Origin of the sequence: Cellulomonas flavigena DSM 20109 (assembly GCF_000092865.1) — a bacterium.
Taxonomy (GTDB): Bacteria; Actinomycetota; Actinomycetes; order Actinomycetales; family Cellulomonadaceae; genus Cellulomonas; species Cellulomonas flavigena.
Window position 1 is genome coordinate 1,851,821 of the sequence record NC_014151.1, and the last position, 24,369, is coordinate 1,876,189.

Annotated in this window: 26 protein-coding genes; 16 read left to right on the forward strand and 10 right to left on the reverse strand. The window is 74.2% G+C overall.

All coding sequences use genetic code 11. The features are described 5' to 3' along the window. Positions 1–4: 4 nt before the first annotated feature. The 6 genes from steA (at position 5) to CFLA_RS08415 (ending at position 7,173) form a co-directional block, all read left to right on the forward strand. On the forward strand, positions 5–1,192 hold the full coding sequence (steA, locus tag CFLA_RS08390; protein ID WP_013116891.1) for a putative cytokinetic ring protein SteA: 1,188 nt from the start codon (positions 5–7) through the stop codon (positions 1,190–1,192). Positions 1,193–1,262: 70 nt separating this feature from the next. Continuing rightward, positions 1,263–2,327, forward strand: coding sequence for a copper transporter (locus CFLA_RS08395; RefSeq protein WP_013116892.1), 1,065 nt, complete (start codon positions 1,263–1,265; stop codon positions 2,325–2,327). After that, complete coding sequence (locus CFLA_RS08400) at positions 2,324–3,196, forward strand: hypothetical protein (protein ID WP_013116893.1); 873 nt, start codon at positions 2,324–2,326, stop codon at positions 3,194–3,196. Before CFLA_RS08395 ends, CFLA_RS08400 begins: the two co-directional genes overlap by 4 nt. Positions 3,197–3,216: 20 nt before the next feature. Beyond that, positions 3,217–4,818, forward strand: coding sequence for a murein biosynthesis integral membrane protein MurJ (murJ, locus tag CFLA_RS08405; RefSeq protein WP_245530357.1), 1,602 nt, complete (start codon positions 3,217–3,219; stop codon positions 4,816–4,818). Between the two features lie 85 nt (positions 4,819–4,903). Then, positions 4,904–6,565, forward strand: a complete 1,662-nt coding sequence (locus CFLA_RS08410; RefSeq protein WP_013116895.1) for a CTP synthase — start codon at positions 4,904–4,906, stop codon at positions 6,563–6,565. Then, on the forward strand, positions 6,562–7,173 hold the full coding sequence (locus CFLA_RS08415; RefSeq protein WP_013116896.1) for an NUDIX domain-containing protein: 612 nt from the start codon (positions 6,562–6,564) through the stop codon (positions 7,171–7,173). The genes CFLA_RS08410 and CFLA_RS08415 overlap by 4 nt, the downstream gene beginning before the upstream one ends. Before the next feature lie 42 nt (positions 7,174–7,215). Here CFLA_RS08415 and CFLA_RS08420 read toward each other — a convergent pair whose 3' ends face one another. The 3 genes from CFLA_RS08420 to CFLA_RS08430 are packed head-to-tail and all read right to left on the reverse strand — an operon-like array spanning position 7,216 to position 10,019. Beyond that, positions 7,216–8,241, reverse strand: a complete 1,026-nt coding sequence (locus tag CFLA_RS08420) for a COX15/CtaA family protein (RefSeq protein WP_043598918.1) — start codon at positions 8,239–8,241, stop codon at positions 7,216–7,218. 57 nt (positions 8,242–8,298) lie between these two features. Further along, a complete protein-coding gene (locus CFLA_RS08425; protein ID WP_013116898.1) occupies positions 8,299–9,087 on the reverse strand; it encodes an ABC transporter permease in 789 nt (262 codons plus the stop codon). Then, positions 9,084–10,019, reverse strand: a complete 936-nt coding sequence (locus tag CFLA_RS08430) for an ABC transporter ATP-binding protein (RefSeq protein ID WP_043598920.1) — start codon at positions 10,017–10,019, stop codon at positions 9,084–9,086. Before CFLA_RS08430 ends, CFLA_RS08425 begins: the two co-directional genes overlap by 4 nt. 172 nt (positions 10,020–10,191) lie before the next feature. Here CFLA_RS08430 and CFLA_RS08435 point away from each other — a divergent pair, with 172 nt between their 5' ends. The 9 genes from CFLA_RS08435 to CFLA_RS08475 all read left to right on the forward strand — a co-directional run bounded on the left by CFLA_RS08435 (position 10,192) and on the right by CFLA_RS08475 (position 18,002). Next, entirely contained in the window at positions 10,192–10,836 is a 645-nt protein-coding gene (locus tag CFLA_RS08435) for a hypothetical protein (RefSeq protein WP_013116900.1), read from the forward strand. A 160-nt stretch (positions 10,837–10,996) separates the two neighbouring features. Beyond that, entirely contained in the window at positions 10,997–11,809 is an 813-nt protein-coding gene (locus CFLA_RS08440; RefSeq protein ID WP_013116901.1) for a helix-turn-helix transcriptional regulator, read from the forward strand. After that, entirely contained in the window at positions 11,806–13,263 is a 1,458-nt protein-coding gene (gene sufB / locus CFLA_RS08445) for a Fe-S cluster assembly protein SufB (RefSeq protein ID WP_013116902.1), read from the forward strand. Before CFLA_RS08440 ends, sufB begins: the two co-directional genes overlap by 4 nt. Beyond that, complete coding sequence (gene sufD / locus CFLA_RS08450; protein ID WP_013116903.1) at positions 13,263–14,567, forward strand: Fe-S cluster assembly protein SufD; 1,305 nt, start codon at positions 13,263–13,265, stop codon at positions 14,565–14,567. Before sufB ends, sufD begins: the two co-directional genes overlap by 1 nt. After that, positions 14,564–14,896, forward strand: a complete 333-nt coding sequence (locus CFLA_RS08455) for a non-heme iron oxygenase ferredoxin subunit (protein ID WP_013116904.1) — start codon at positions 14,564–14,566, stop codon at positions 14,894–14,896. The genes sufD and CFLA_RS08455 overlap by 4 nt, the downstream gene beginning before the upstream one ends. Positions 14,897–14,916: 20 nt before the next feature. Further along, positions 14,917–15,675, forward strand: coding sequence for a Fe-S cluster assembly ATPase SufC (sufC, locus tag CFLA_RS08460; RefSeq protein ID WP_013116905.1), 759 nt, complete (start codon positions 14,917–14,919; stop codon positions 15,673–15,675). 115 nt (positions 15,676–15,790) lie between these two features. Further along, positions 15,791–17,140, forward strand: a complete 1,350-nt coding sequence (locus CFLA_RS08465; RefSeq protein ID WP_013116906.1) for a SufS family cysteine desulfurase — start codon at positions 15,791–15,793, stop codon at positions 17,138–17,140. Continuing rightward, a complete protein-coding gene (gene sufU / locus CFLA_RS08470) occupies positions 17,137–17,652 on the forward strand; it encodes a Fe-S cluster assembly sulfur transfer protein SufU (RefSeq protein ID WP_013116907.1) in 516 nt (171 codons plus the stop codon). Before CFLA_RS08465 ends, sufU begins: the two co-directional genes overlap by 4 nt. Next, entirely contained in the window at positions 17,649–18,002 is a 354-nt protein-coding gene (locus tag CFLA_RS08475; protein ID WP_013116908.1) for a metal-sulfur cluster assembly factor, read from the forward strand. The genes sufU and CFLA_RS08475 overlap by 4 nt, the downstream gene beginning before the upstream one ends. A gap of 64 nt (positions 18,003–18,066) precedes the next feature. On the opposite strand, the gene ypfJ is transcribed toward CFLA_RS08475, so the two are convergent. The 4 genes from ypfJ to CFLA_RS08495 form a co-directional block, all read right to left on the reverse strand. Beyond that, the gene (gene ypfJ / locus CFLA_RS08480; protein WP_013116909.1) at positions 18,067–18,939 is read right to left on the reverse strand and encodes a KPN_02809 family neutral zinc metallopeptidase; all 873 of its coding nucleotides are present in this window, start codon (positions 18,937–18,939) and stop codon (positions 18,067–18,069) included. 111 nt (positions 18,940–19,050) lie between these two features. Further along, positions 19,051–19,701, reverse strand: coding sequence for an energy-coupling factor transporter transmembrane component T family protein (locus tag CFLA_RS08485; protein WP_013116910.1), 651 nt, complete (start codon positions 19,699–19,701; stop codon positions 19,051–19,053). After that, positions 19,698–20,435: an energy-coupling factor ABC transporter ATP-binding protein gene (locus CFLA_RS08490; protein ID WP_013116911.1), complete on the reverse strand. Its 738-nt coding sequence runs from the start codon at positions 20,433–20,435 to the stop codon at positions 19,698–19,700. The genes CFLA_RS08485 and CFLA_RS08490 overlap by 4 nt, the downstream gene beginning before the upstream one ends. A gap of 16 nt (positions 20,436–20,451) precedes the next feature. After that, complete coding sequence (locus tag CFLA_RS08495) at positions 20,452–21,129, reverse strand: biotin transporter BioY (protein WP_013116912.1); 678 nt, start codon at positions 21,127–21,129, stop codon at positions 20,452–20,454. A 151-nt stretch (positions 21,130–21,280) separates the two neighbouring features. Between CFLA_RS08495 and abc-f the strand changes: the two genes are divergently transcribed. Continuing rightward, positions 21,281–22,879 carry a ribosomal protection-like ABC-F family protein gene (abc-f, locus tag CFLA_RS08500; protein WP_013116913.1) on the forward strand — a complete coding sequence of 533 codons (1,599 nt, stop codon included), beginning with the start codon at positions 21,281–21,283 and terminating at the stop codon, positions 22,877–22,879. Here abc-f and CFLA_RS08505 read toward each other — a convergent pair. Genes CFLA_RS08505 through CFLA_RS08515 form a run of 3 tightly spaced genes read right to left on the reverse strand, consistent with a single transcriptional unit; the run spans position 22,863 to position 24,342 of the window. Beyond that, entirely contained in the window at positions 22,863–23,768 is a 906-nt protein-coding gene (locus CFLA_RS08505; RefSeq protein ID WP_013116914.1) for an SURF1 family cytochrome oxidase biogenesis protein, read from the reverse strand. The genes abc-f and CFLA_RS08505 overlap by 17 nt on opposite strands. After that, positions 23,765–23,992 carry a hypothetical protein gene (locus CFLA_RS08510; protein WP_043598924.1) on the reverse strand — a complete coding sequence of 76 codons (228 nt, stop codon included), beginning with the start codon at positions 23,990–23,992 and terminating at the stop codon, positions 23,765–23,767. Before CFLA_RS08510 ends, CFLA_RS08505 begins: the two co-directional genes overlap by 4 nt. 14 nt (positions 23,993–24,006) lie before the next feature. Further along, positions 24,007–24,342: a DUF3099 domain-containing protein gene (locus tag CFLA_RS08515; RefSeq protein ID WP_052302820.1), complete on the reverse strand. Its 336-nt coding sequence runs from the start codon at positions 24,340–24,342 to the stop codon at positions 24,007–24,009. Between the last annotated feature and the right edge of the window lie 27 nt (positions 24,343–24,369).

Here is a 24,369-nt window from a genome sequence, read left to right on the forward strand (position 1 = left end):
CCCGATGAGAGTCTCCCTGCGCCGCCGTACGCCCGCGTCCGACGAGTCCGAGGTCGTCGGACCGGCCCGAGTCGACCCCCGGACCAAGGGGCTCACCAAGCGTCTGAAGCCGGGCGACGTCGCGGTCATCGACCACCTCGACATCGACCGTGTGTCGGCCGAGGCGCTGGTCGCCTGCGCACCGGCAGCGGTCCTCAACGCCGCACGCTCGACGTCGGGCCGCTATCCGAACCTCGGGCCGGGCATCCTCGTCGAGGCGGGCATCCCGCTGGTGGACGACCTCGGTCCGGACGTCATGGCGCTCACCGAGGGGCACGTGCTGCGCGTCGTGGACGGGGCCGTCTACGACGGTGACACGCTCGTGGCCGAGGGCGTCGAGCAGACGGTCGAGACCGTCGCTGCCGCCATGGCCGAGGCCCGCGAGGGCCTGTCGGTGCAGCTCGAGTCGTTCGCGGCCAACACGATGGACTACCTGCGGCGGGAGCGCGAGCTGCTCCTCGACGGTGTCGGCGTGCCCGACATCGACACGAGGATCGACGGGCGGCAGGTGCTCATCGTCGTGCGCGGCTACCACTACAAGGAGGACCTGGTCACGCTGCGCCCCTACATCCGGGAGTACCGACCGGTGCTCATCGGTGTGGACGGCGGCGCGGACGCGATCCTCGACGCCGGGTGGCGCCCGGACATGATCGTCGGCGACATGGACTCGGTGTCCGACCGGGCCCTGCGCTGCGGCGCCGAGGTCGTCGTGCACGCCTACCGCGACGGCCGGGCGCCCGGCATCGCGCGCGTCGAGCAGCTCGGCGTGCCGCACGTCGTGTTCCCCGCGACCGGCACCAGCGAGGACGTCGCGATGCTCCTCGCCGACGACAAGGGCGCCGAGCTCATCGTCGCGGTCGGGACGCACGCCACCCTCGTGGAGTTCCTCGACAAGGGCCGCTCCGGCATGGCCAGCACGTTCCTCACGCGCCTGCGCGTCGGCGGCAAGCTCGTCGACGCGAAGGGCGTGTCGCAGCTCTACCAGCACCGCATCTCCAACGTGCAGCTCACGCTGCTCGTCCTGGCGGGCCTCGCCGCACTCGGCGTCGCGCTCGCCTCGACGGCCGCCGGCCAGACGCTCTTCGGCCTGGTCGGTGCGCGCGTCGACGACCTCGTCTCCTGGGTCGGTGCGCTGTTCGGCGGGTCCCCGTGACCGCCCGCGCCCGCATCCTGTTCGCACGTCCCGCCGCGACCCGTCGCGCACCCGACCGAGAGCTCACCCCGTGATCGACTTCCGCTACCACATCGTCTCCCTGATCTCCGTGTTCCTGGCCCTCGCGGTGGGCATCGCGCTGGGTGCGGGACCCCTGAAGGAGACCATCGGCGACACGCTGACGGGTCAGGTCGAGGCGCTGCGCGCCGAGAAGGAGACGCTGCGCGCGCAGCTCGACGAGACCCAGGGCGACCTCGCCGCCGAGGGTGCCTTCGTCGACTCCGCGAGCGACCGGCTGCTCGCCGGTGCCCTGACGGACCGCCGCGTCGCCCTGGTCCTGCTCGACCAGGTGACCGAGGAGGAGGTGGCCGCGCTCACCGAGCGGCTCGAACAGGCGGGCGCGAGCGTGTCGGCGACCGCCACGGTCAACAGCACCTGGACGGACCCTGCCCTGGCGACCTACCGTCGCACGCTCGCGGGCACGCTCGTCTCGTACCTCGACGAGCCGCCCGCGGCCGACGCCGGCACCGAGTCCGAGCTCGCGGAGGCGCTCGTGGCGGGCCTCGTCGGTGCGGACTCCACCGCGCCCGACACGCTCTCGGAGAACGCGTCGTCGCTCCTCGACGTCCTCGCCGAAGGGGATCAGGCGCTCGTGTCGTTCGCGCAGGACGTGACCCGGCCCGCCGACGCCGTCGTCGTGGTGGCGGGCACCGTCGCGGCCGACGACGAGCCGACGCCGTCGGTCGCCGCGACGACGGTGACGTACGAGCCGCAGCTCGCGCTCGTGGCCGCCGCGGCGCGCCTGTCCGAGGGTGTCGTCGTCGCGTCCGGGACGCGGTCCGGGGACGACCTCGTGGGTGCCGTGCGCGCGGACGACGACCTCGCCGCCGCCGCCTCCACGGTGGCCGGGACCACGACGGCGGGCGGCACGGTGGCCGTCCCCCTCGCACTCGCCGCCGACATCGCGGGGCGCTCCGGCCACTACGGTCACGGCGAGGACCTCACGACCCTGCCGCCGGCGGTGCAGCTCCCGCCCGTCGACCGCACCCCGGCCCTCCCGGACGCCGGAGGAGCCGGCGACGGCGCGGACGCGCCGACGGGTGACGAGGGAGCACAGCCCGGCGGTGAGGGGTGAGCGCGGCCCGACGTGCGGTCGTCGGCCTCGTCGCGGCGGTCGCGACGGCCGCGGCACGCGGTGGGCTGGACTGGCAGCCGCCCGGCGGTGCGGCCGCGTGGACGCGTACCAACCACCGCGGTGAGCCGGTCAGCCTGCTCGAGGGACCGGCGGTCACGGCAGGCGTTCTCGCGGGGGTGCTCGTCGGAGGTGGAGCGCGGGCCGCCGCAGCCACGACCGTCGCCGTCGCCGGCGCAGGGGCGTTCGGCCTCGTCGACGACCTGCGGGAGGACACCGCGACCCGTACCAAGGGGCTGCGCGGCCACCTGGGCGCCCTCACCCGCGGGCAGCTCACGACAGGAGCTCTCAAGGTGCTCGGCATCGGGGTCAGCGCGCTCGCCGCGGCGGCACTGGCGCCTCCGGGCGGTGGCACGGCGGCCAGGCCGGTCACGCGCGTGGTCGACACGCTCGCGTCGGCGGCGCTCGTCGCGGGCACGGCGAACCTCGTCAACCTGCTCGACCTGCGTCCCGGGCGCGCGCTGAAGGCCGCCTCCCTGGTCGCGCTCCCGCTCGTCGGTACAGCGGGAGGTGCGCCTGCCTGTGCCGTCCTCGGCGCGGCGTCGACGGCGATCGAGGCCGACCTGGCCGAGAGCGACATGCTCGGGGACTCCGGGGCGAACGCCCTCGGTGCCGCACTCGGCACCGCCGTGGTGCTCGGGACCCCGCGACCGGTGCGGCTGGCCGCCCTCGGCGTCGTCGTCGGCCTGACGCTGGCGAGCGAGAAGGTCAGCTTCACGCGGGTCATCGAGAGGACCCCGGTGCTGCGCGACCTCGACGCGTGGGGTCGACGGCCGCCTGCGCCGCGGACGGGGACGGGCGCGACGACGTGAGCCCGGGACTGCGCCGGGGGGTGCAGGGGTTGCTCGGCGCCGCCGCGATGATCGCCGCGATCACCGTGCTGTCGCGCGTCCTGGGGTTCGCGCGCGTGCTGGTGCAGGCGGGCACGGTCGGCGGCGACGACATCAGCAACGCCTACAACGCGGCGAACCTCCTGCCCAACATCCTGTTCGAGACGGCGGCGGGCGGAGCGCTCGCCGGGGCCGTCGTGCCGCTGCTCGCGGCGCCCGTGGCCGCGGCGGACCGCGAGCAGGTCTCCCGGGTCGCGTCGGCGGTCCTGGGATGGACGCTGCTCGTCCTCGTCCCGCTGGGGCTGCTGCTCGCTGCGCTCGCCGGGCCGCTCGCGGGCTGGCTCGGGGACGGTGAGCCGGCGAAGGTCGCCGCGGTGCGGTTCTTCCTGCTGGTGTTCTCGGTGCAGGTGCCCCTCTACGGCCTCGCGGTGCTGCTGTACGCCGTGCTCCAGTCGCACAGGAAGTTCTTCTGGCCGGCCTTCGCACCCGTGCTCAACTCGCTCGTCGTCATCGTCGCCTACGTCGTCTACGGCGCCATGGCGGACGGCGAGCGCTCGGACCCCGCCGCACTGCCGGCAGGCGCGCTCGACGTCCTCGCGTGGGGGACCACGGCGGGTGTCCTCGCGATGTGCGTGCCGGTCCTCGGTCCGGTGCGGCGGCTCGGGGTGCGACTGCGTCCCACGCTCCGGTTCCCCACGGACAGCGGGGGCCGGTTCCGCGCCCTCGCGCTCGCCGGCGTCGGCTCCGTCGCGGCGCAGCAGGTGTCGGTCGCCGTCGTGTGGTGGCTCGCGAACGACCGGCTACCCGGCGGCGACCAGGGGTTCACGACGTTCCTCTACGCCCAACAGGTGTACCTGCTGCCCTACGCGGTGCTGGTCGTACCGCTGGCCACCTCGACGTTCCCACGCGTGGCCGCGTACGCCTCCGACAGGGACCGGGTCCGCCTCGCGCACCTCTCGGCCGTCACCACGCGTGCGGTGCTGGCAGTCGGCACGCTCGGCGCGGCCGCGGTGCTCGCCGGCGGACCGGCGCTCGCGGTGGTGTTCGCCGGCATCGCCGGCCAGAGCGATCCCGGCGGCATGACGTCGGCGCTGACGGCGATGGCAGGAGGCGTCGTCGGGCTGGGTGTCGTGTTCCACGTCTCGCGCACGCTCTACGCGGTCGAGCGGCCGCGCGCCGCGATCGCGGTGAGCGCGGTCGCGTGGCTGGCCGTGGCCGTCGCCACGCCGGTCGGGGTGCTCACGGTGGCTCCGGGCACGGCCGTGTTCGCCCGCCTGGGACTCGGCACGACGGTGGGGATGACGCTCGGCGGTGTCGTCGCGCTCGTGGCGCTCGTGCGCGTGCTGGGCCGTCCCGCGCTCGCGGGGCTCGCCCGCACGCTCGTCGTGGTGCTCGCAGGTGCGGGAGCGGGGGCCGTGCTCGGCCGGCTCGTGGCGGTCGGCGTCCTCGAGGTCGTCGGCGACGGCTGGCCGACCGCGGCGGCCGCGGCGGCCGGCGGCGCCGTCGTCGCCGGAGGGACGGTCGCCGTCCTCGTCGCGCTGCTCGACCGCTCGACGCTCGTCGGCGTGCTGCGTGCCGAGTCCGCGCACGTCCCCACACGCTGACACGCCCACGGGCGGGTGAGACGCGCCGCGACACGTCCGCGCCCGGCCCGGGCGGTCCGGACGTCCGGTAGGGTGGAAGCCCGTGATGGATCGCGTACATCGACTCTCCGGGCGGTCGGACTCCCTGACCCGGCACATCTTCGTCACGGGAGGCGTCGCCTCCTCTCTGGGCAAGGGTCTGACGGCCAGCAGCCTCGGCCGCCTCCTCCGCTCGCGCGGTCTGCGGGTCACGATGCAGAAGCTCGACCCGTACCTCAACGTCGACCCCGGGACGATGAACCCGTTCCAGCACGGTGAGGTGTTCGTCACCGAGGACGGCGCCGAGACCGACCTCGACGTCGGTCACTACGAGCGCTTCCTCGACGTCGACCTCGTCGGCTCCGCCAACGTCACCACGGGCCAGGTGTACTCGCACGTCATCGCCAAGGAGCGGCGCGGCGAGTACCTCGGCGACACCGTGCAGGTGATCCCGCACATCACGGACGAGATCAAGGAGCGCATGCGCTCGCAGGCCTCGGACGACGTCGACGTGATCATCACGGAGATCGGCGGCACCGTCGGCGACATCGAGTCCCAGCCGTTCCTCGAGGCCGCGCGCCAGGTGCGCCACGACCTCGGCCGCGACAACGTGTTCTTCCTCCACGTGTCCCTGCTGCCGTACATCGGCCCGTCGGGCGAGCTGAAGACCAAGCCCACGCAGCACTCCGTGGCCGCGCTGCGCAGCATCGGCATCCAGCCCGACGCGATCGTGCTGCGCGCCGACCGTGAGGTGCCCGAGTCGATCAAGCGCAAGATCGCGCTGTTCTGCGACGTCGACGTCGACTCCGTCGCGATCGCGAAGGACGCGCCGAGCATCTACGACATCCCGCGCGTGCTGCACTCCGAGGGCCTCGACGCCTACGTCGTGCAGCGCCTCGGTCTGCCGTTCCGCGACGTCGAGTGGAGCGGCTGGGACGCGCTGCTGACGCGTGTGCACCAGCCCGCGCACCACCTCGAGATCGCGCTCGTCGGCAAGTACATCGACCTGCCCGACGCGTACCTGTCGGTCACGGAGGCACTGCGCGCCGGCGGCTTCCACCACGACGCCAAGGTGACGATCCGCTGGGTGCCGTCCGACGACTGCCGCACGCCCGAGGGCGCGCAGGAGGCGCTCGGCGGGGTGGACGCGGTGCTCGTGCCCGGCGGCTTCGGCGTGCGTGGCATCGAGGGCAAGCTCGGTGCGCTGCGCTGGGCGCGCGAGCGGAAGGTCCCCACGCTGGGCCTGTGCCTGGGGCTCCAGTGCATGGTCATCGAGTACGCGCGCAACGTCGCCGGGCTCGAGGGCGCGTCCTCGTCGGAGTTCGACCCGGACTCGCCGCACCCGGTCATCGCGACCATGGAGGAGCAGCTGGCCATCGTCGACGGCGAGGGTGACCTCGGCGGCACCATGCGTCTGGGCGCGTACGACGCCGTGCTCACGCCCGGTTCGGTCGTCGCCGAGGCCTACGGCACCGAGCGCGTGTCCGAGCGTCACCGGCACCGCTACGAGGTGAACAACGCCTACCGCGACGAGCTCGAGACGGCCGGTCTCGTGATCTCCGGCGTGCAGCCCGAGCGGTCGCTCGTGGAGTTCGTCGAGCTGCCGCGCGACGTGCACCCGTACTACGTCGCGACGCAGGCGCACCCCGAGTTCAAGTCGCGCCCGACCCGTGCGCACCCCCTGTTCGCCGGCCTGGTCGGCGCGGCGCTCGCGGCGCGCACCGCATGAGCGGCGACGACGTGCTCGTCGACGTCCCGCGCGAGCGTGACGTCGTCGACCACCGCCTGCTGCACGCCGGACGCGTGTGGGACCTGGTGTCCGACACGGTGCGCCTCGACGACGGCGACGTCGTGCGCGAGTACGTCGACCACCCCGGTGCCGTCGCGGTGATCGCGCTCGACGACGAGGACCGTGTGCTGCTGCTGTCGCAGTACCGGCACCCCGTGCGTCACGTCCTGTGGGAGCCGCCGGCGGGCCTGCTCGACGTGGCGGACGAGGACCTCGTCACGGCCGCGGCCCGCGAGCTCGCCGAGGAGGCCGACCTCGTCGCGGGGCGGTGGTGGCGGCTCGCGGAGTACTTCAGCTCGCCCGGCGGCTCCGACGAGCGCATCACGGTCTTCCTCGCGCGGGACCTGACGCCCGTGCCCGAGGCGGACCGCTACGTGCGCGGCGAGGAGGAGGCCGACATCGTGCCCGTGTGGGTGCCGCTCGACGACGCCGTCGAGGGAGTCGTCGCGGGGCGCCTGCACTGCCCGACGACCGTGGTGGGCGTCCTCGCGGCTGCGAACGCGCGGCTCGCGGGGTGGTCGGGGCTCACCGAGGTGACGCCCGCCTGACGCGGCGGACGCGGGGCCGGTCACGGCCCCGCGTCGAGGCCGTCAGACCACGCGGCGGCGCAGCGTGCCGAGGAAGGTGGCGGTCGCGGCGACGAGCAGCCCTGCTCCGAGCATGTGCAGGTTGACGAGCGCGATCGGGAGCCCGGTGAAGAGCTGGACGTACCCCACGAGCCCCTGTGCAAGTGTGACGACCAGGAGGACGATCCCCGACCGCACGGCACGCGACGAGCCGGTCGCCACGGCCGTCGTCACGACGGGCGCGGTGCCGCGTACCGGCTGGCTCGTACCGTCGGGGCGCTCGTACGTGGGGGTCGCGGCAACCTCCCGGCGCGCGCGGGCGAGGAGCAGGAGCATCACGCCCAGGGTGACGACGAAGGCCCACACCGACAGCGCGTGGACCCGTGCCACCGCGTAGGGGTCGACCGCGAACCGGTAGCCGACCTCGTCGTCGCCGGAGTGCGGGCCTGCGCCCGTCACGACGACACCGAGTGCCACGACCACCGCGGCGAGCACGGCCAGACCACGGCCCAGCGTCCGGAGCCGCTCGTCGACGACCGGGACGGCCGGGCCGTCACCTTCCCGTCGCCGGACCAGCAGCCACGCGGACACCGCGATGAGCGCCGCAGAGATGAGGAAGTGCGACCCGACGATGGCCGGGTGCAGGTCGACGAGCACCGTGATGCCACCGACGACCGCCTGGACGAGCACGCCGAGGAGCGGCACCCACGCGAGACGGCGGAACGCGACGGACCGTGAGCGGTCGAGGCCCGCGAGCAGTGCCACGGCGAGCGCCAGCACGAGCAGGACGCCGGTGAGCGTGCGGTTCCCGAACTCGATGAGCGGGTGGATCGTCATCTCGGCGTGGAACTCGGGCGTGAACTGGCCCGGCTCGCACGACGGCCACTGCGAGCACCCGAGCCCCGAGCCGGTGAGCCGCACGGCCCCGCCGGTGACGACGATGCCGATCTGCGCCACGAGGTTCGCGACGAGCGCGCGATCGGTCCACCGCGGGCGCAGCCGCTGGAGGACGGAGGGCGACGAGGGATGCGTGTGGGCTGTGCCGGTCACGGGACCAGGGTAGGTCGACACGCGTGGCGCCCGGGCCCCGCGACGGTGTGGCGTACGTCAGTGCCAGCGGAAGAGCCGCGCCGCGAGCGCGCCGAGGACCGCTGTCCAGCCCGCGAGCACCAGCGCCGGCACGAGCGGAAGCGCGCCGTCGACCAGCGCGCCGCGCAGCACGTCGCCCAGCGCCCCGGACGGTGACCAGGCGGCGAGCGAGGCCAGCGGACCGGGCAGCCGGTCGGCGGGCAGGATGACGCCGCCGCCCAGCGCGAGCACGAGCAGCAGGAGGTTGGCGAGCGCGAGCACGGCCTCGGCTCGCAGCGTGCCCGCCACGAGGAGCGCGAGCGCCGTGAACGCTGCGGTGCCCAGGACCACGCCGAGGAGCGCGGGCAGCAGCCCGTCGAGCACCGGTCGCCACCCGAGGAGGAGCGCCGTGCTCCCGATGAGCACGACCTGCACGACCTCCACCGCGAGCACGCCGAGCACCTTGCCGGCGAGCAGACCGCCGCGTCCCAGCGGTGTGGTGGCCAGGAGCCGCAGCACGCCGTTGCGCCGGTCGAACGCCGTGGCGATCGCCTGCGACGTGAACGACGCCGTCATCACGGCGAGCGCGAGGACGCCCGGGGTGAGGAAGTCGGCGCGTGACAGGCCGCCGGTGTCGACGGTGACGAAGCTGGTCTGGACGAGGCCCACGAGCGCGAGGACGGGGATGACGACGGCGACGAGCACCTGCTCGCCGTTGCGCAGGATCATGCGCGCCTCGAAGACCGTCTGCGCCAGCACGCGGCGCACGGGCGGTGCCGCGGTGGGGCCGTCGGCACGTGAGGACGCGGTGACGTGGGGCGCGCTCATCGCAGGCTCCGTCCGGTGAGGTCGAGGAAGACGTCCTCGAGCGTGCGGCGTCCCAGGTCGAGCCGCGTGACGAGCACGTCACGGGCGGCTGCCCACCCCGTCACTGCCGCCACCGTGGCCGGCACCACCGGGCCGGTGACGGTGAGCGTCGAGCCGGAGCGCCGCTCGACCGTGAACGCCGCCCCGAGGTGCGCGGCCAGGCCGCCCGGGTCGACGTCGGCGTCGGCCTGCACCACGAGGGTCGCCGCGCCGCGCGGGTCGACGTCGGCTGCGAGCAGCTCGGGCACGGAGCCCCGCGCGATCACGGTGCCGTGGTCGACGACGACGACCAGGTCCGCGAGGTCCTCGGCCTCCTCCATGAGGTGCGTGGTCAGCACCACGGCCGCGCCGTCGTCCCGCAGCTCGCGCACGAGCTCCCAGACGGCCAGGCGCGACTGCGGGTCCATGCCGGCGCTCGGCTCGTCGAGGAACACGACCCGCGGACGCCCCACGACCGCCACCGCCAGCGCGAGGCGCTGGCGCTGGCCACCCGAGAGCCGGCGCACGGTGGTGCGTGCGAAGGCGTCGAGACCGAGCCGCGCGGCGAGCTCGTCGGTGGGCAGCGGCGTGGCGTACATGCGCGCGACGTGGTCGAGCATCTCCCGTGCCCGCACGCCCGTCGGAAGGCCGCCGTCCTGCAGCATGACGCCGACCAGCGGGCGCAGTGCGCGGCCGTCGGCGACGGGGTCCAGGCCGAGGACGCGCACGGTGCCAGCGTCGGGGGCACGCAGCCCCTCGCAGCACTCGACCGTCGTCGTCTTCCCGGCGCCGTTGGGGCCGAGCACGGCGGTGACCGCACCGGCGGCCGCGGTGAGGTCGAGGCCGTCGACGACCGCGCGGCCGTCGTACCTCTTGACGAGGCCGTGGACCTCGACGGCGGGGGAGTGCGGCACGGGGCGCGAGTCTAGGCCGTCGTGACGGGCGCCGTCGCGGGGCCGCCGCGTCACCCGCCCGTGTCCTGGTGGTGGACACCGAGCACGACGCGGTCGTGAGGGCCCCTAACGTACGCGCCAGGGGCGCGTCCGGATCGTCCCGTTGCGTCCGAGCACGCCGGGAGGCCCCGTAGTGGTCACGTACCGCATCGACACGACGACGCTCCGCGAGGTCCCGCAGGACGTCGCGGCCATCTGGGAGCACGTCGAGCAGCTCGAGCGTCGAGGGCCGGCGGGCGACGGTGAGCGGGTCGTGTGGCTGCGCATCCTCGGGGCCCTCGCGTCCGCCGAGCGGCTCGCGTGGACCGACGTGGTGCGGCACGGTGGCCCGGCGTCGCTCGAGGGCGTGCCGCGGTCGGGCGCGCCGGACGTGCCGTCGGCCACGTGGCGACCCCTGCTGCGGCTCGCGCAGGTGCTGCACTGGCGGCGGCGGTTCGATGCGGCGGACCTGGTGGTCGACGCGGTACGCCGGGCGGCGCTCGCGGTGGAGCAGCGCGCCGACGTCGACGACGCGACACGGCGGGACTGCTCGGCGGTGCTCGCCTTCGCCGATCAGGGGCAGGGCAAGGTGCGCTACGACACCGGCCGGTGCACCGAGGCGGTCCGGCTGTTCGCGTCAGCCCTCGAGCGGCGGACGCGCGACGGGGCACCGGGCGACCAGGTCGAGTCGAGCCGGATCGCGCTCGAGGCCGCGCGGGCACGCGCGGGTGCAGCGCTCGACCGGGCGGAGGGGCAGTCGGTCGAGAGCCGGCTGTGGGAGGCGTCCGCGCCCGTGTGACGTACGGCACGGGTCGGTGGCGCACGCCGCCACGAAGGTCTGCCTTGCTTGCGGGGATGGATTTCGGCAACAAGGATGTTGCCGATATCGAGCGCGGCCCCGCGCTCGTCGCCGCCGGACCGCCGTCACAGGTCCGTGCCCTGCCCCGGAGGAGGTGCGCGTGGGAGATCTCCTGCCCGTCGCCGACCTCGCCCCGGGCACCGTGGCCGACCACGACGCCTCGACGCGGCGCCGCATCCTGCAGATCGTCGCGGCCGACGGTCCCGTCAGCGCGGCCGACCTCGCCGCCGCGCTCGACCTCACCGCGGCCGGTGTCCGCCGGCACCTCCAGGCGCTGGAGCAGGCCGACCAGGTGGCCGTGCACCGCACCGGCGCGGGGGCCCGTGGCCGCGGGCGGCCCGCACGGCGCTACGTCGTCACCGCGCAGGGCCAGGCCGCGCTGTCGCACCGCTACGCGGAGATCGCTGCGGACGCGCTGAGCTTCCTCGCGCAGGCTGCCGGTCCGCAGGCCGTCGAGGCCTTCGCCGAGCACCGCGTGCGGGAGCTCGAGCAGCGGCACGCCGACGCGGTCGCCGACGCCGGCACGGACGTCGCCGCGCGCGCCGAGGCTCTCGCCGGCGCGCTCGCGCGCGACGGCTACGCGGCCTCCGTCCGTCCCGTGCCCGGCGGCGCGCTCCTGCAGCTGTGCCAGGGGCACTGCCCCGTGCAGGAGGTCGCCGCGCAGTTCCCGCAGCTCTGCGAGGCCGAGACCCGCGCGTTCGGGCGGCTGCTGGGCGTGCACGTCCAGCGGCTGTCGACGCTGACCGCCGGGGGTCACGTCTGCACCACGAGCGTCCCCACCGTCCCGCTCCGGGTGGCGGCCCCCCGCGGCGCCGGACCACCCGACGACCCCGTCCACCCCCCGGCGAGACCCGCCACCCCGACCACGCCCCCACCCGCCCCCGTGCACTCGACGGAAGGACCGACACGATGAGCGCACCCACGGACGACACGGCCACCCGGCCGGCGGCCACGGAGCCGCTGAGCCAGGACGAGGCCATCGCCTCGATCGGTAACTACACGTTCGGCTGGCACGACCCCGACGTCGCCGGTGCCTCCGCGCGCCGCGGCCTGTCCGAGGACGTCGTGCGCGACATCTCGCGGCTGAAGAACGAGCCCGAGTGGATGCTGAAGATGCGCCTCAAGGCGCTGCGGCTGTTCGACAAGAAGCCCATGCCCTGGTGGGGCGCGGACCTGTCGGGCATCGACTTCGACAACATCAAGTACTTCGTGCGGTCCACGGAGAAGCAGGCCACCAGCTGGGAGGACCTGCCCGAGGACATCAAGAACACGTACGACCGGCTCGGCATCCCGGAGGCGGAGAAGCAGCGCCTCGTCGCGGGCGTCGCCGCGCAGTACGAGTCCGAGGTCGTGTACCACCAGATCCAGGAGTCGCTCGAGGAGCAGGGCGTCATCTTCCTCGACACCGACACCGCGCTGCGCGAGCACCCGGAGATCTTCGAGCAGTACTTCGGCTCGGTCATCCCGCCCGGGGACAACAAGTTCGCCTCGCTCAACACCGCGGTGTGGTCCGGCGGGTCGTTCGTGTACGTGCCGCCGGGCGTGCACGTCGAGATCCCGCTGCAGGCCTACTTCCGCATCAACACCGAGAACATGGGCCAGTTCGAGCGGACGCTGATCATCGCCGACGAGGGCTCGTACGTGCACTACGTCGAGGGCTGCACCGCGCCGATCTACCAGTCGGACTCGCTGCACTCCGCGGTCGTCGAGATCATCGTCAAGAAGAACGCACGCGTGCGGTACACGACGATCCAGAACTGGTCGAACAACGTCTACAACCTCGTGACCAAGCGGGCGACCGCCGCCGAGGGCGCGACGATGGAGTGGGTCGACGGCAACATCGGCTCCAAGGTCACCATGAAGTACCCCGCGATCTACCTCATGGGTGAGCACGCGCGCGGCGAGACGCTGTCGATCGCGTTCGCCGGCGAGGGCCAGCACCAGGACGCGGGCTCCAAGATGGTGCACGCCGCGCCGCACACGTCGTCGTCGATCGTCTCCAAGTCGGTCGCGCGCGGCGGTGGCCGCACGTCGTACCGCGGGCTCGTGCAGATCCTCGAGGGGGCCGAGCACTCGGCGTCCAACGTGCTGTGCGACGCGCTGCTCGTCGACCAGATCTCGCGCTCGGACACCTACCCCTACGTCGACGTCCGCGAGGACGACGTGTCGATGGGTCACGAGGCCACGGTGTCCCGCGTCAGCGAGGACCAGCTGTTCTACCTGATGTCCCGGGGCATGACCGAGACCGAGGCCATGGCGATGATCGTGCGCGGGTTCGTCGAGCCCATCGCGCGCGAGCTGCCCATGGAGTACGCGCTCGAGCTCAACCGCCTCATCGAGCTGCAGATGGAAGGGGCCGTCGGCTGATGACGACCACCACGAACGAGCAGGTCCCCACGACGGGCCTCTCGACGGACCACTCGCGCGCGGTCGCGGACGGCGCGCACACGCACGGCGGCGTCGTACCGGAGGCGTCGCGTGCCGCGCGCCCGACGAGCTTCGACGTCGCCGACTTCCCCGTGCCCACCGGGCGCGAGGAGGAGTGGCGCTTCGCCCCGGTGGACCGGTTCGCGGGTCTGTTCGCCGCGGCGAGCGACGGCGTGCTTCCCATGGGCGGCGTCCTGACGACCGTCGTGGAGTCGCCCGAGGTCCGGGTCGAGATCGTCGACCGCGACGACGCGCGTCTGGGTACCGCCGGCCGGCCGGGGGACCGCGCGGCCGCCGTCGCGTGGGCGTCCTTCGAGCGGGCGACCGTGGTGACGCTGCCGCGCGAGTCGGTGTCGTCCAAGGTCACCTCGGTGGTCGTCGAGGGCGTCGAGGGTGCAGGCCTGGCCGGCGCGCCGCTCGAGCCCACCGCCGCGCACCTGCTCGTGCACGCCGAGCCGCTGTCGCAGGGCGTCGTCGTCATCGACCACGTCGGCCACGCCAACCTCACCGAGACGGTCGAGGTCGTCGCGGAGGACGGCGCGCACCTCACGGTCGTGTCCGTCCAGGACTGGGCCTCCGGCTCGGTGCACGCCGCGAGCCACCGTCTGCGGATCGGCCGCGACGCGACCGTCAAGCACATCGTCGTGACGCTCGGCGGCGACGTCGTGCGCGTCACCCCCGACACCGAGTTCGTCGGTGAGGGGGCCTCGGTCACGGCGCTCGGCCTGTACTTCGCGGACGCCGACCAGCACCAGGAGCACCGGCTGTTCGTCGACCACGCCGTGCCGAACTGCGTGTCACGCGTGACGTACAAGGGCGCGCTGCAGGGCCAGGGCGCGCACACGGTGTGGGTCGGCGACGTGCTCATCCGCGCGGCCGCCGAGGGCACCGACACCTACGAGCTCAACCGCAACCTCGTCCTCACGGACGGTGCGCGCGCGGACTCGGTGCCGAACCTCGAGATCGAGACGGGCGTCATCGAGGGCGCCGGCCACGCCAGCGCCACCGGGCGGTTCGACGACGAGCAGCTGTTCTACCTGCGCTCGCGCGGCATCCCGGAGACCGACGCCCGCCGGCTCGTCGTGCGCGGCTTCTTCGCCGAGCTCCTCCACGAGATCGGCGTGCCCGAGGTCGAGGAGCGGCTCATCGCCTCGATCGAGGCCGAGCTCGAGAAGTCGATGTCCGAGATCACCGGCGTCGCGCCGCAGGTCGAGGGCAGCGACGCGGGCGCGACCACGGCATGAGCGCCCAGCTGGCCTGCATGACCGCGGACGTGCCCGTCGCCGGCACGCTGCGCGTCGAGCTCGAGGGCGAGAGGGGACCCGTCGAGGTCGCGATCGTCCGTGACGAGTCCGGCGAGTGGCACGCGATCAGCGACGTCTGCTCGCACGGCGCCGTCTCCCTGTCCGACGGCGAGGTCGAGGGCTGCACCGTCGAGTGCTGGCTGCACGGGTCGCGCTTCGACCTGCGCACCGGCAAGCCGCTGTCGCCGCCCGCGATCACGCCCGTCCCCGTCTACCCCGTGACCGTCGACGGCGAGCGTGTGCTCGTCGACGTCGACGCCCCGCTCTGACCACCCGAGGAGTACCCCCGATGTCCACCCTGGAGATCCGCGACCTGCACGTCAGCGTCGAGACCAAGGAGGGCCCCAAGCCCATCCTGCGCGGCGTCGACCTCACCGTGAACAGCGGTGAGACCCACGCCATCATGGGCCCGAACGGGTCCGGCAAGTCCACGCTGGCGTACTCGCTGGCCGGGCACCCCAAGTACGAGATCACGTCCGGCACCGTCCTGCTCGACGGTGAGGACGTCCTCGAGATGAGCGTCGACGAGCGCGCCCGCGCAGGCATGTTCCTCGCGATGCAGTACCCCGTCGAGGTTCCCGGCGTGTCCGTGTCGAACTTCCTGCGTACCGCCAAGACGGCCATCGCCGGTGAGGCGCCGCCGCTGCGCTCGTGGGTCAAGGACGTCCGCACCGCGATGGACGACCTGCGCATGGACGCCTCGTTCGCCGAGCGCTCCGTCAACGAGGGCTTCTCCGGCGGCGAGAAGAAGCGCCACGAGATCCTGCAGATGGAGCTCCTCAAGCCGCGCTTCGCGATCCTCGACGAGACCGACTCGGGCCTCGACGTCGACGCGCTGCGCGTGGTGTCCGAGGGCGTCAACCGCGTCAAGGCCGGCGGCGACGTCGGCGTGCTGCTCATCACGCACTACACGCGGATCCTGCGCTACATCACGCCGGACTTCGTGCACGTCTTCGTCGACGGCCGCATCGCCGAGGAGGGGGGCCCCGAGCTCGCCGAGCGCCTCGAGAACGAGGGCTACGACCGCTTCCTCTCGGCCGCGGTCTGAGCCCGTCGCGACGGCCGCCGGGGTGACCCGGCGGCCGTCGCACCCCCTCGTCACTGGACGACCGCCGCGCCTCACCGGCGCACCGCCGGCCGCATCCCGTCCGCCCGGAGGACCCATGACCAGCACCCTCGAGCCGCTCGCCCCGGCCGACGGCGCGTCGCCGACCCTGTCGGCCGCGGAGCTCACCGCCGTGCGTGCCGACTTCCCGCTGCTCGAGCGCACGCTGCGCGACGGCCGCCGCCTCGTGTACCTCGACAGCGGTGCGACGTCGCAGAAGCCCGAGGTCGTCCTCGACGCCGAGCAGGACTTCTACGTCCGCCGGAACGCGGCCGTGCACCGCGGCGCGCACCAGCTGGCCGAGGAGGCCACCGAGGCGTTCGAGGACGCCCGCGCGCGCGTCGCCGCGTTCGTGGGCGCGTCGCCCGGTGAGATCGTGTGGACGTCGAACGCGACCGCGGCGATCAACGTCGTCGCGTACGCGATGTCCAACGCGACCCTGGGGCGCGGGGGAGAGGCGGCGCGCCGTCTCGCGTTGGCGCCGGGGGACGAGATCGTCGTCACCGAGGCCGAGCACCACGCGAACCTCGTGCCGTGGCAGGAGCTCGCCGCTCGCACGGGCGCGAGGCTGCGCTGGCTCGGGGTCGACGACGAGGGGCGGATCCGCACCGACGAGCTCGCGACCGTCGTCACCGAGCGCACGCGCGTGCTCGCGTTCACGCACGCGTCGAACGTCACCGGCGCGATCACGCCGGTCGAAGCGTTCGTCGCGCGGGCTCGCGAGGTCGGCGCGCTCACCGTGCTCGACGCGTGCCAGTCGGTGCCGCACCTGCCCGTCGACCTGCACGCTCTCGGCGTGGACTTCGCCGCGTTCTCGGGTCACAAGATGTACGGCCCCACAGGTGTGGGCGCGCTGTACGGGCGGCGCGAGCTGCTCGAGGCGATGCCGCCCGTCACCACCGGCGGGTCGATGGTCGAGGTCGTCACCATGGACGCCACGACGTACGCCCCGCCCCCGCAGCGCTTCGAGGCCGGCACGCAGATGGTGTCGCAGGCCGTCGCGCTGGGCGCCGCCGCGCAGTACCTCTCGGAGCTCGGCATGCCGGCCGTGGCCGCGCACGAGCAGCACCTCGCACGGTTGCTGCTCGACGCCGTCGCGTCCGTCCCCGGCGTCCGGGTCGTCGGCCCGACCCGGGCCGTGGACCGGCTCGCGGCCGTGTCGTTCGTCGTGGACGGTGTGCACGCGCACGACGTGGGGCAGGTGCTCGACGACGCGGGCGTCGCCGTGCGGGTGGGGCACCACTGCGCGCAGCCGCTGCACCGCCGCTTCGGCGTGGCCGCCACCGCGCGGGCGTCGGCCGGTGTCTACACGACCGACGAGGACGTCGCGGCGTTCCGGGAAGCGCTCGCGGGGGTCCGCGCGTTCTTCGGACTGGACGACACGACAACCACGGGGAGGACCGCATGAGCTCGGCCATGGAGCAGCTGTACCAGCAGGTCATCCTCGACCACGCGAAGTTCCCGCACGGCCGGGGCCTGCCCGCGGGCGCGAGCGCCGTGGGCGTCGCCACCGCCGACCACGGCACGTGCGCCGCGACGTCGCACCAGGTCAACCCGACCTGCGGCGACGAGGTGACGTTGCACGTCGACGTCGACACGTCGGGCGACGTGCCGGTGCTGCGGTCGGTCGCGTGGGAGGGGCAGGGCTGCTCGATCTCGCAGGCCTCGACCTCCGTGCTGCACGACCTGGTGACCGGGCAGGACCTGCCGACGGTCGAGCACCTCGCCGCGACGTTCCGCGACCTCATGCAGTCCCAGGGCGCAGGCCTCGGCGACGAGGCAGAGGAGCTGCTCGGCGACGCCGCGGCCTTCACCGGCGTCGGGCGCTACGCCGCCCGCGTCAAGTGCGCCCAGCTCGGCTGGGTCGCCCTCAACGACGCCCTCATCCTGTCCGGAGCCCGTACGACGGAGGACGCATGACCACCGAACCACTCACCCCCGCCCCGTCCGGCCCCGCCGGCCTGCCGACGGTCGCCGACATCGAGGAGGCGATGCGTGACGTCATCGACCCCGAGCTCGGCATCAACGTCGTCGACCTCGGCCTGGTGTACGGCGTCGTCATCGACCAGACCAGCACCGCGATCATCGACATGACCCTCACGTCGGCGGCGTGCCCGCTGACGGACGTCATCGAGGACCAGACCGGTCAGGCGCTCGACGGCCTCGTCGACGGCTTCCGCATCAACTGGGTGTGGATGCCGCCGTGGGGCCCGGAGAAGATCACGCCCGACGGCCGCGAGCAGATGCGCGCGCTGGGGTTCAACATCTGACCTGCGCCGTCCTGGCGCTCACGCCCTCCCACCACGCAGTGGGAGGGCGTGCGCGCGTCCGACCTCAGAGGTCCGACGCGGCGAAGGTGTCGCAGGCCGCGAGGCTGCCCTGCTCGTAGCCGATGGTGAACCACTTCTGGCGCTGCTCGCTCGAGCCGTGGGTCCACGTGTCGGGGTTCACGCCGCCGCCGGACTGCTGCTGGATGTGGTCGTCGCCGACCGAGGCTGCGGCGTCGAGCGCCTGGGCGAGCTCCTCGGCCGTGGGCGGCTGCAGGAACGTCGTGCCGGGTCGGTCCGGGTCCTCGCGGGTCGCGGCGTCCCCCACCCACATGCCCGCGTAGCAGTCGGCCTGCAGCTCGACGCGCACCGAGTCGGACTCGGCCCCGCCGCCGCTGCGGTCCGCGGCGTCGAACACACCGGTGAGGTTCTGGATGTGGTGCCCGTACTCGTGCGCGTAGATGTACATCTCGGCGAGCGGGCCGCCCTGCGCGCCGAACTGCTGCTGCAGCAGCGCGAAGAACGAGACGTCGAGGTAGATGCCCTGGTCGGGAGGGCAGTAGAACGGCCCCGTCGATGCCGAGGCCTGGCCGCAGCCGGTGCCGACGCCACCCTCGAACTCGTTGCCGACCGGCGGTGCGAACGCGACGTCCGCGGGGAGGGTCGCCTCCCAGTACGCGTCGAGCGCCTGGAGCGTCGCGGAGTACCGGCACAGCGGGTCGGCGTTGGCCTGCTCGACCGTGCACTCGCCGACCTCGCCGACGGGGGCGCTCCCGCCCTGCTGCCCACCGCCGACCACGCCCGACAGGTCCTGGCCCGTGAACAGGTAGATCGCCAGCACGATCAGACCGACGACCCCGCCGCCGGCGACGGCGCCGCCGCCGCGCCCGTGCCTGCGGACCCGGCCACCCTCGAAGCTGCCACCCTCGCTGAACGTCACGGGCACACCGTAGTGCGGCCGGCGGCGTCGCGCGCGCCCGGTGACGTGACGCGGACGCGCTGCGGCCACCCGGGTCGGTCGGACGTCCAGGTCACCCGCAGGCTCGGACGATCAGTCGCCCAGCCCTCTGGCGGCGAGCGCGTCGCCCGTCGTGCGGGCGTGCCCCACCATGCGGACAGCCGCAGGGACGACGACGGCACGCGGGGAACGGTCCAGCCCGCGGGCCCGGGCCGCGTCGCGCGCCTCGTCCATGACGTGCACGAGCACGGGGACGCCGCGCAGGAAGAGGCCGACGGCCAGCGCCACGGTCTCCGGCGGCAGGCCCACGTGGCGCAGCGGGCGCGCGGCGCGCTGGACCACCGCCATGAGGTCGTCCGCGCGCGTCGTCGCCGTCACCAGGGCACCGGCGAGCACGAGCGTGAGCAGGTCGAGCGCGGTCTCGACGCCGAGCGCCGCGCCGCGTGCCCATGTCTGGTAGGTGCCGACGAGCGCCGCGGTCAGCAGCACGGGCAGCAGGCCACGGCTCGTGCGGTGCCCCGGCACGCCCGCCGCGGCGGTGAGCACCACGACGAGCCCGAGGCCCGCGGCCGCGACCACCGGTCCCGTGGGCAGCACGACGGCGACGCCCGTCGCGGCGAGCAGCAGCAGCTTGGCGCCGGCGGATGCCCGGTGCACGAGGCTGTGGCCGGGGTGGTGCAGACCGAGGGGCCCCGCCCACGGCGGGCGCAGCGGGCGTCCCGGGGTCGGGCGCCGCGACGTCATGCCGCACCCGTCGGTGCGACGGCCGGCTCCGCCGCCATGAGCGCGCGGTAGCGCGCGAGCGCCGGCCCGGGCGCGTCGTCGGCGACCACCTGCCCGCCGTCGACGACGAGCACGCGCTCGGCCCGTGCCGCGGCCTCCAGATCGTGCGTGACGACCACGACCTGCTGGTCGAGCGACGCGAGCAGTGCGTCGACGTGCGTGCGCCACCGCAGGTCGAGCAGCGTCGTCGGCTCGTCGCACACGAGCACGGCCGGGTCGGTGGCGAGCACGGCGGCCAGTGCCAGGAGCTGCCGCTGACCGCCGGACAGCGCGTGCACCGAGACGTGGGCGCGGGCGCCGAGCCCGAAGCGCGTGAGCACGTCGAGGGCCCGGGCCTCGCGCTCGCGGGCGTCGGGAACGGTGCGGCGCAGCGAGAGCGCGACGTCCTCGACGGGCGTCGGCATGACGATCTGCGCGTCGGGGTCGGTGAAGACGAACCCCACACGCCGCCGCACCGCCGGGCCGTCCGTCGCGGTGTCGAGGCCGTCGACGCGCACCTGCCCTGCCGAGGGCAGGACGAGCCCGTTGAGGAGCCGCGCGAGCGTCGACTTCCCCGAGCCGTTGGCGCCGACGACGGCGACGTGCCGCTCGGTCAGCCGCAGCGACACCGGCCCGAGCAGGCGCACGACGCGGTCCGGGCCACCGGCGGGGTCCGGTGACCACGCGGTGACCTCGGCCGCGTCGAGCTCGATCACGTGCGCGCCGTGCCGCTCAGCGTCGACGCAGGTCGGGGAAGGCGCGCAGCACGGCGAGCGTCACGGCGGCGGCGAGCAGGTTCTTCGCGACGTCGCCGGGCCAGTAGACGACGTCGATCGCGAGCGCCTCGCCCGGCCCGATGCCGAGCCGCGCCATGAGGCCGAGGATCCCCGCCGGGTGCGTGACGAGGAACGACGACCCGAGGCCGGCGGCGACGAGCAGCAGGTAGCGCCACCGGGGACGGGCGCGGAGCGCGTAGCCACCGAGCCACCCGGCGACCGCGGCGGCGAACGGGAAGGCGAGGAGGTAGCCCACGGACGGACCGCCCAGCACACCGAGCCCGCCGGTCATGCCGGCGAAGACGGGCGCACCGGCCAGGCCGACGGCGAGGTAGAGGGCGACAGCGAGGAACCCGCGGCGTGCCCCGAGCACGAGACCGGCCGTGACGACGCCGAACGTCTGGAGCGTGATGGGGACCCCCGACCCCGTGGGGATCGGGGGCACGAGCGCGCACGCCGCGACGAAGGCCGCGAAGGTGGCCACGAGGGCGAGGTCGGTGCTCGCCCGGTGCGCGACCCGTGGCGCCGGGGGCGCGGCGACGACCGGGTCCTCGTGCGCCGCGGCGACGGGCTCGTGCGGGACCGTGGTGGTCGGGGCAGTCGTGGGGCTGTCGTCCGGGAATCGGGTGGACATGCGGTGGCTCCCGCCGGTGAGGGGTCGATGTCACGTCTGGACGGCCGGGCGCCCGACCGCTCGCCACGCTAGCGGCTGGGTACGATGGTCGGCGTTTGTGCCGGGAGCCAGAACCCGCCCGGTCTTCTCGTAGGAAACCGAGGAACCCCCTGTGATCACCGCTTCGGGCGTCGAGCTGCGCGTCGGCGCCCGCGTCCTGCTGGAGCCGACGACGTTCCGCATCGCCTCGGGCGACCGGATCGGCCTCGTCGGCCGCAACGGCGCGGGCAAGACGACGCTGACGAGGACGCTCGCGGGGGAGACCCAGCCGACCGGCGGGACCATCTCGCGCAGCGGCGACGTGGGCTACCTGCCGCAGGACCCGGCCGCGGGGGACCTCACGCAGCTCGCGATGAACCGCGTCCTGTCGGCCCGCGGCCTGGACGCCGTGCTCGCGTCGATGCGTGAGACCGAGGGCGCCATGGCGTCGGCCGACGACGCGACCCGGGACAAGGCGATGGACCGGTACGCCCGGCTCGAGGCGCGCTTCACCGCCGCCGGCGGGTACGCCGCCGAGAGCGAGGCGCACCGCATCACGGCCGCGCTCGGGCTCGACGACCGCGTGCTCGGCCAGGAGCTCGGCACGCTGTCGGGCGGGCAGCGCCGCCGCGTCGAGCTCGCACGCATCCTCTTCTCGGGCGCCGACACGCTGCTGCTCGACGAGCCGACCAACCACCTCGACGCCGACTCGATCGTCTGGCTGCGGGAGTACCTCAAGACGTACCCCGGCGGGTTCGTCGTCATCAGCCACGACGTCGAGCTGCTGCGCGCGACCGTCAACAAGGTCTTCCACCTCGACGCGAACCGGTCACAGCTCGACCTGTACAACCTGGGCTGGGACGCGTACCTGCAGCAGCGCGAGACGGACGAGAAGCGCCGGCGCCGCGAGCGCGCCAACGCCGAGAAGAAGGCGGCGACGCTGCTCGCGCAGGCCGACAAGATGCGCGCCAAGGCCACCAAGGCCGTCGCGGCGCAGAACATGGCCCGACGCGCCGAGCGCATGCTGTCCGGCCTGGAGGCCGTGCGGGTCAACGACAAGGTCGCCAAGCTGCGGTTCCCGGAGCCTGCGGCGTGCGGGCGCACACCCCTGACGGCCGAGGGCCTGTCGAAGTCGTACGGCTCGCAGGAGGTCTTCACCGACGTCTCGCTCGCGATCGACCGCGGCAGCAAGGTCGTCGTCCTCGGGCTGAACGGTGCCGGCAAGACGACGCTGCTGCGCATGCTCGGCGGGCTGCAGGAGCCCGACACCGGTGAGGTCAAGGCCGGTCACGGCCTCAAGCTCGGCTACTACGCGCAGGAGCACGAGACGCTCGATCTCTCCCGCACCGTCGTGGAGAACCTGCGCACGGCCGCGCCCGACCTCACCGACACGCAGGTGCGCTCGGTGCTCGGCTCGTTCCTGTTCTCCGGCGACGACGCGGACAAGCCCGCGCGTGTGCTGTCCGGCGGGGAGAAGACGCGCCTCGCGCTCGCGACGCTCGTCGTGTCGAGCGCCAACGTGCTGCTGCTGGACGAGCCCACGAACAACCTCGACCCGGCGTCGCGCGAGGAGATCCTCGCGGCGCTGCGCGGCTACCAGGGTGCCGTGGTGCTCGTGAGCCACGACGAGGGGGCGGTGGCCGCGCTCGAACCGGAGCGTGTCCTGCTGCTGCCCGACGGCGACGAGGACCTGTGGAGCGCCGACTACCTGGACCTCATCGCGCTGGCCTGAGCGCCTCCTGCGCGGCGATCTCGGCGTCCTCGTCGAGCTCGTCACGGCCGGGGGGACGGCGCGGGCGCGCGGGTCGCGGCGCGGCCGGGCCGTCGGTCGGCGTGGAGCTCCACTCGCGCCGCGCAGCCACCGTGAACGCGACGAGGCCGCCGAGCGCGAACACCCACCACTGGAACGCGTACGACAGATGCGACCCGGGGTCGGTGCTCGGGGCGGCGAGCGCACCGAGGGGCTCCGCCGCGGCGGGGTCCTCGCGCACGAGCGCGCCGTACGCGGCGAACGGGGTGGCGTCGACGCCGCCGGCGGCCAGGACCTGGGCGGGCGCGATGGCCTGCACCTGGCCCGGCGGGGCCTCCCGCGGGCTCGTCGCCTCGCCCGGCCGCAGCCGCACCGTCACCGTCACCTCGCCGGCGGGCGGCGCCGCCACCTCGACGTCGACCGACCCGTCCGCGCCCGTCGGCACCCAGCCGCGGTCGACGACGAGCACCCGACCGGGATCCGCGGGGTCGTCCTCCGCTCGCGGCGAGGCGTCCGTGACCAGCAGGGGGACGAGCGCGTGGTACGCGGGCGTGCCGTCCACCGGGCGGTTGCGCAGCAGGACCGTCGCATCGGCGAGGTAGCGGCCGCGCACCTGCACCGAGCGCCACGCGTCCGCCTCCGGCAGCGGCGCGTCGGGGTCGGCGACGACGTCCGCGAGGTCGACGACCGCGGCGGCGTAGTTGGCCTCGACCACGGCGATGGCGGCGTCCCGGTCGACGTGCCGCTGCCACTGCCAGCGCCCCAGCAAGGTGCACGCGACCGCGACCGCGACCGCCGTGACCAGCAGCCCGAGCGCCCTGCGCCGGGCCGCGGCGCGCGCGTCGGCGGCCGGGACGTGCGGCGTGCTCACGGCTCGGCCCGCTCCAGCTCGTCGACGGGCACGACGTCACGCAGGAAGTCGCGCACGCGCAGGTACTCCGCGAGGTGCTCGCGATGGTCGTCGCAGGCGAGCCACACCTTGCGGCGTTCCGGGGTGTGCAGCTTGGGGTTGTTCCACAGCACGCCCCAGGCGGGGGTGGCGCGGCAGCCGCGCGCGCTGCACACGAGCTCGCCGACCACGTCAGGGGTCGGCATCGGCCCAGGCGTCGTCACCGGCCACCTCCCAGCTCGTCGTGACGCGGCGCGGAGCCGATCTCGCGCGCCTCGAAGAACACGTCCGTGTCGCCCCGCCGCTCGCGGCCGGCGTTGGCCAGCAGCACCGCGACGTACGGCAGCACGGCCGCGGCCGCGACCAGGCCGAGCGACACGACCATCGGGACGTACGGCCACAGCAGGCCCGCGGCGAGGAAACACACCAGACGGATGCCCATCTGCCACAGGTAACGGCGCTGCCGGCGCGCGAGGTCGTCCGCCAGCGGCTCCGGTGCGGACGTGATGCGGTGCACCTCCGGCTCGGCCGGCCGGCCGCGACGACGAGTGCTCACCACCCGATCGTAGGCGCCCTGCGCGGC

What these genes read in the sequence shown, in the direction of transcription:
- steA (WP_013116891.1), top strand. Translation starts at nt 5, where the DNA reads ATGAGAGTCTCCCTGCGCCGCCGTACGCCCGCGTCCGACGAGTCCGAG.
- CFLA_RS08410 (WP_013116895.1), top strand. Translation starts at nt 4,904, where the DNA reads ATGGATCGCGTACATCGACTCTCCGGGCGGTCGGACTCCCTGACCCGG.
- CFLA_RS08415 (WP_013116896.1), top strand. Translation starts at nt 6,562, where the DNA reads ATGAGCGGCGACGACGTGCTCGTCGACGTCCCGCGCGAGCGTGACGTC.
- CFLA_RS08425 (WP_013116898.1), bottom strand. Translation starts at nt 9,087, where the DNA reads ATGAGCGCGCCCCACGTCACCGCGTCCTCACGTGCCGACGGCCCCACC.
- sufB (WP_013116902.1), top strand. Translation starts at nt 11,806, where the DNA reads ATGAGCGCACCCACGGACGACACGGCCACCCGGCCGGCGGCCACGGAG.
- sufD (WP_013116903.1), top strand. Translation starts at nt 13,263, where the DNA reads ATGACGACCACCACGAACGAGCAGGTCCCCACGACGGGCCTCTCGACG.
- CFLA_RS08455 (WP_013116904.1), top strand. Translation starts at nt 14,564, where the DNA reads ATGAGCGCCCAGCTGGCCTGCATGACCGCGGACGTGCCCGTCGCCGGC.
- sufC (WP_013116905.1), top strand. Translation starts at nt 14,917, where the DNA reads ATGTCCACCCTGGAGATCCGCGACCTGCACGTCAGCGTCGAGACCAAG.
- CFLA_RS08465 (WP_013116906.1), top strand. Translation starts at nt 15,791, where the DNA reads ATGACCAGCACCCTCGAGCCGCTCGCCCCGGCCGACGGCGCGTCGCCG.
- sufU (WP_013116907.1), top strand. Translation starts at nt 17,137, where the DNA reads ATGAGCTCGGCCATGGAGCAGCTGTACCAGCAGGTCATCCTCGACCAC.
- CFLA_RS08475 (WP_013116908.1), top strand. Translation starts at nt 17,649, where the DNA reads ATGACCACCGAACCACTCACCCCCGCCCCGTCCGGCCCCGCCGGCCTG.
- CFLA_RS08485 (WP_013116910.1), bottom strand. Translation starts at nt 19,701, where the DNA reads ATGACGTCGCGGCGCCCGACCCCGGGACGCCCGCTGCGCCCGCCGTGG.
- CFLA_RS08495 (WP_013116912.1), bottom strand. Translation starts at nt 21,129, where the DNA reads ATGTCCACCCGATTCCCGGACGACAGCCCCACGACTGCCCCGACCACC.
- CFLA_RS08510 (WP_043598924.1), bottom strand. Translation starts at nt 23,992, where the DNA reads ATGCCGACCCCTGACGTGGTCGGCGAGCTCGTGTGCAGCGCGCGCGGC.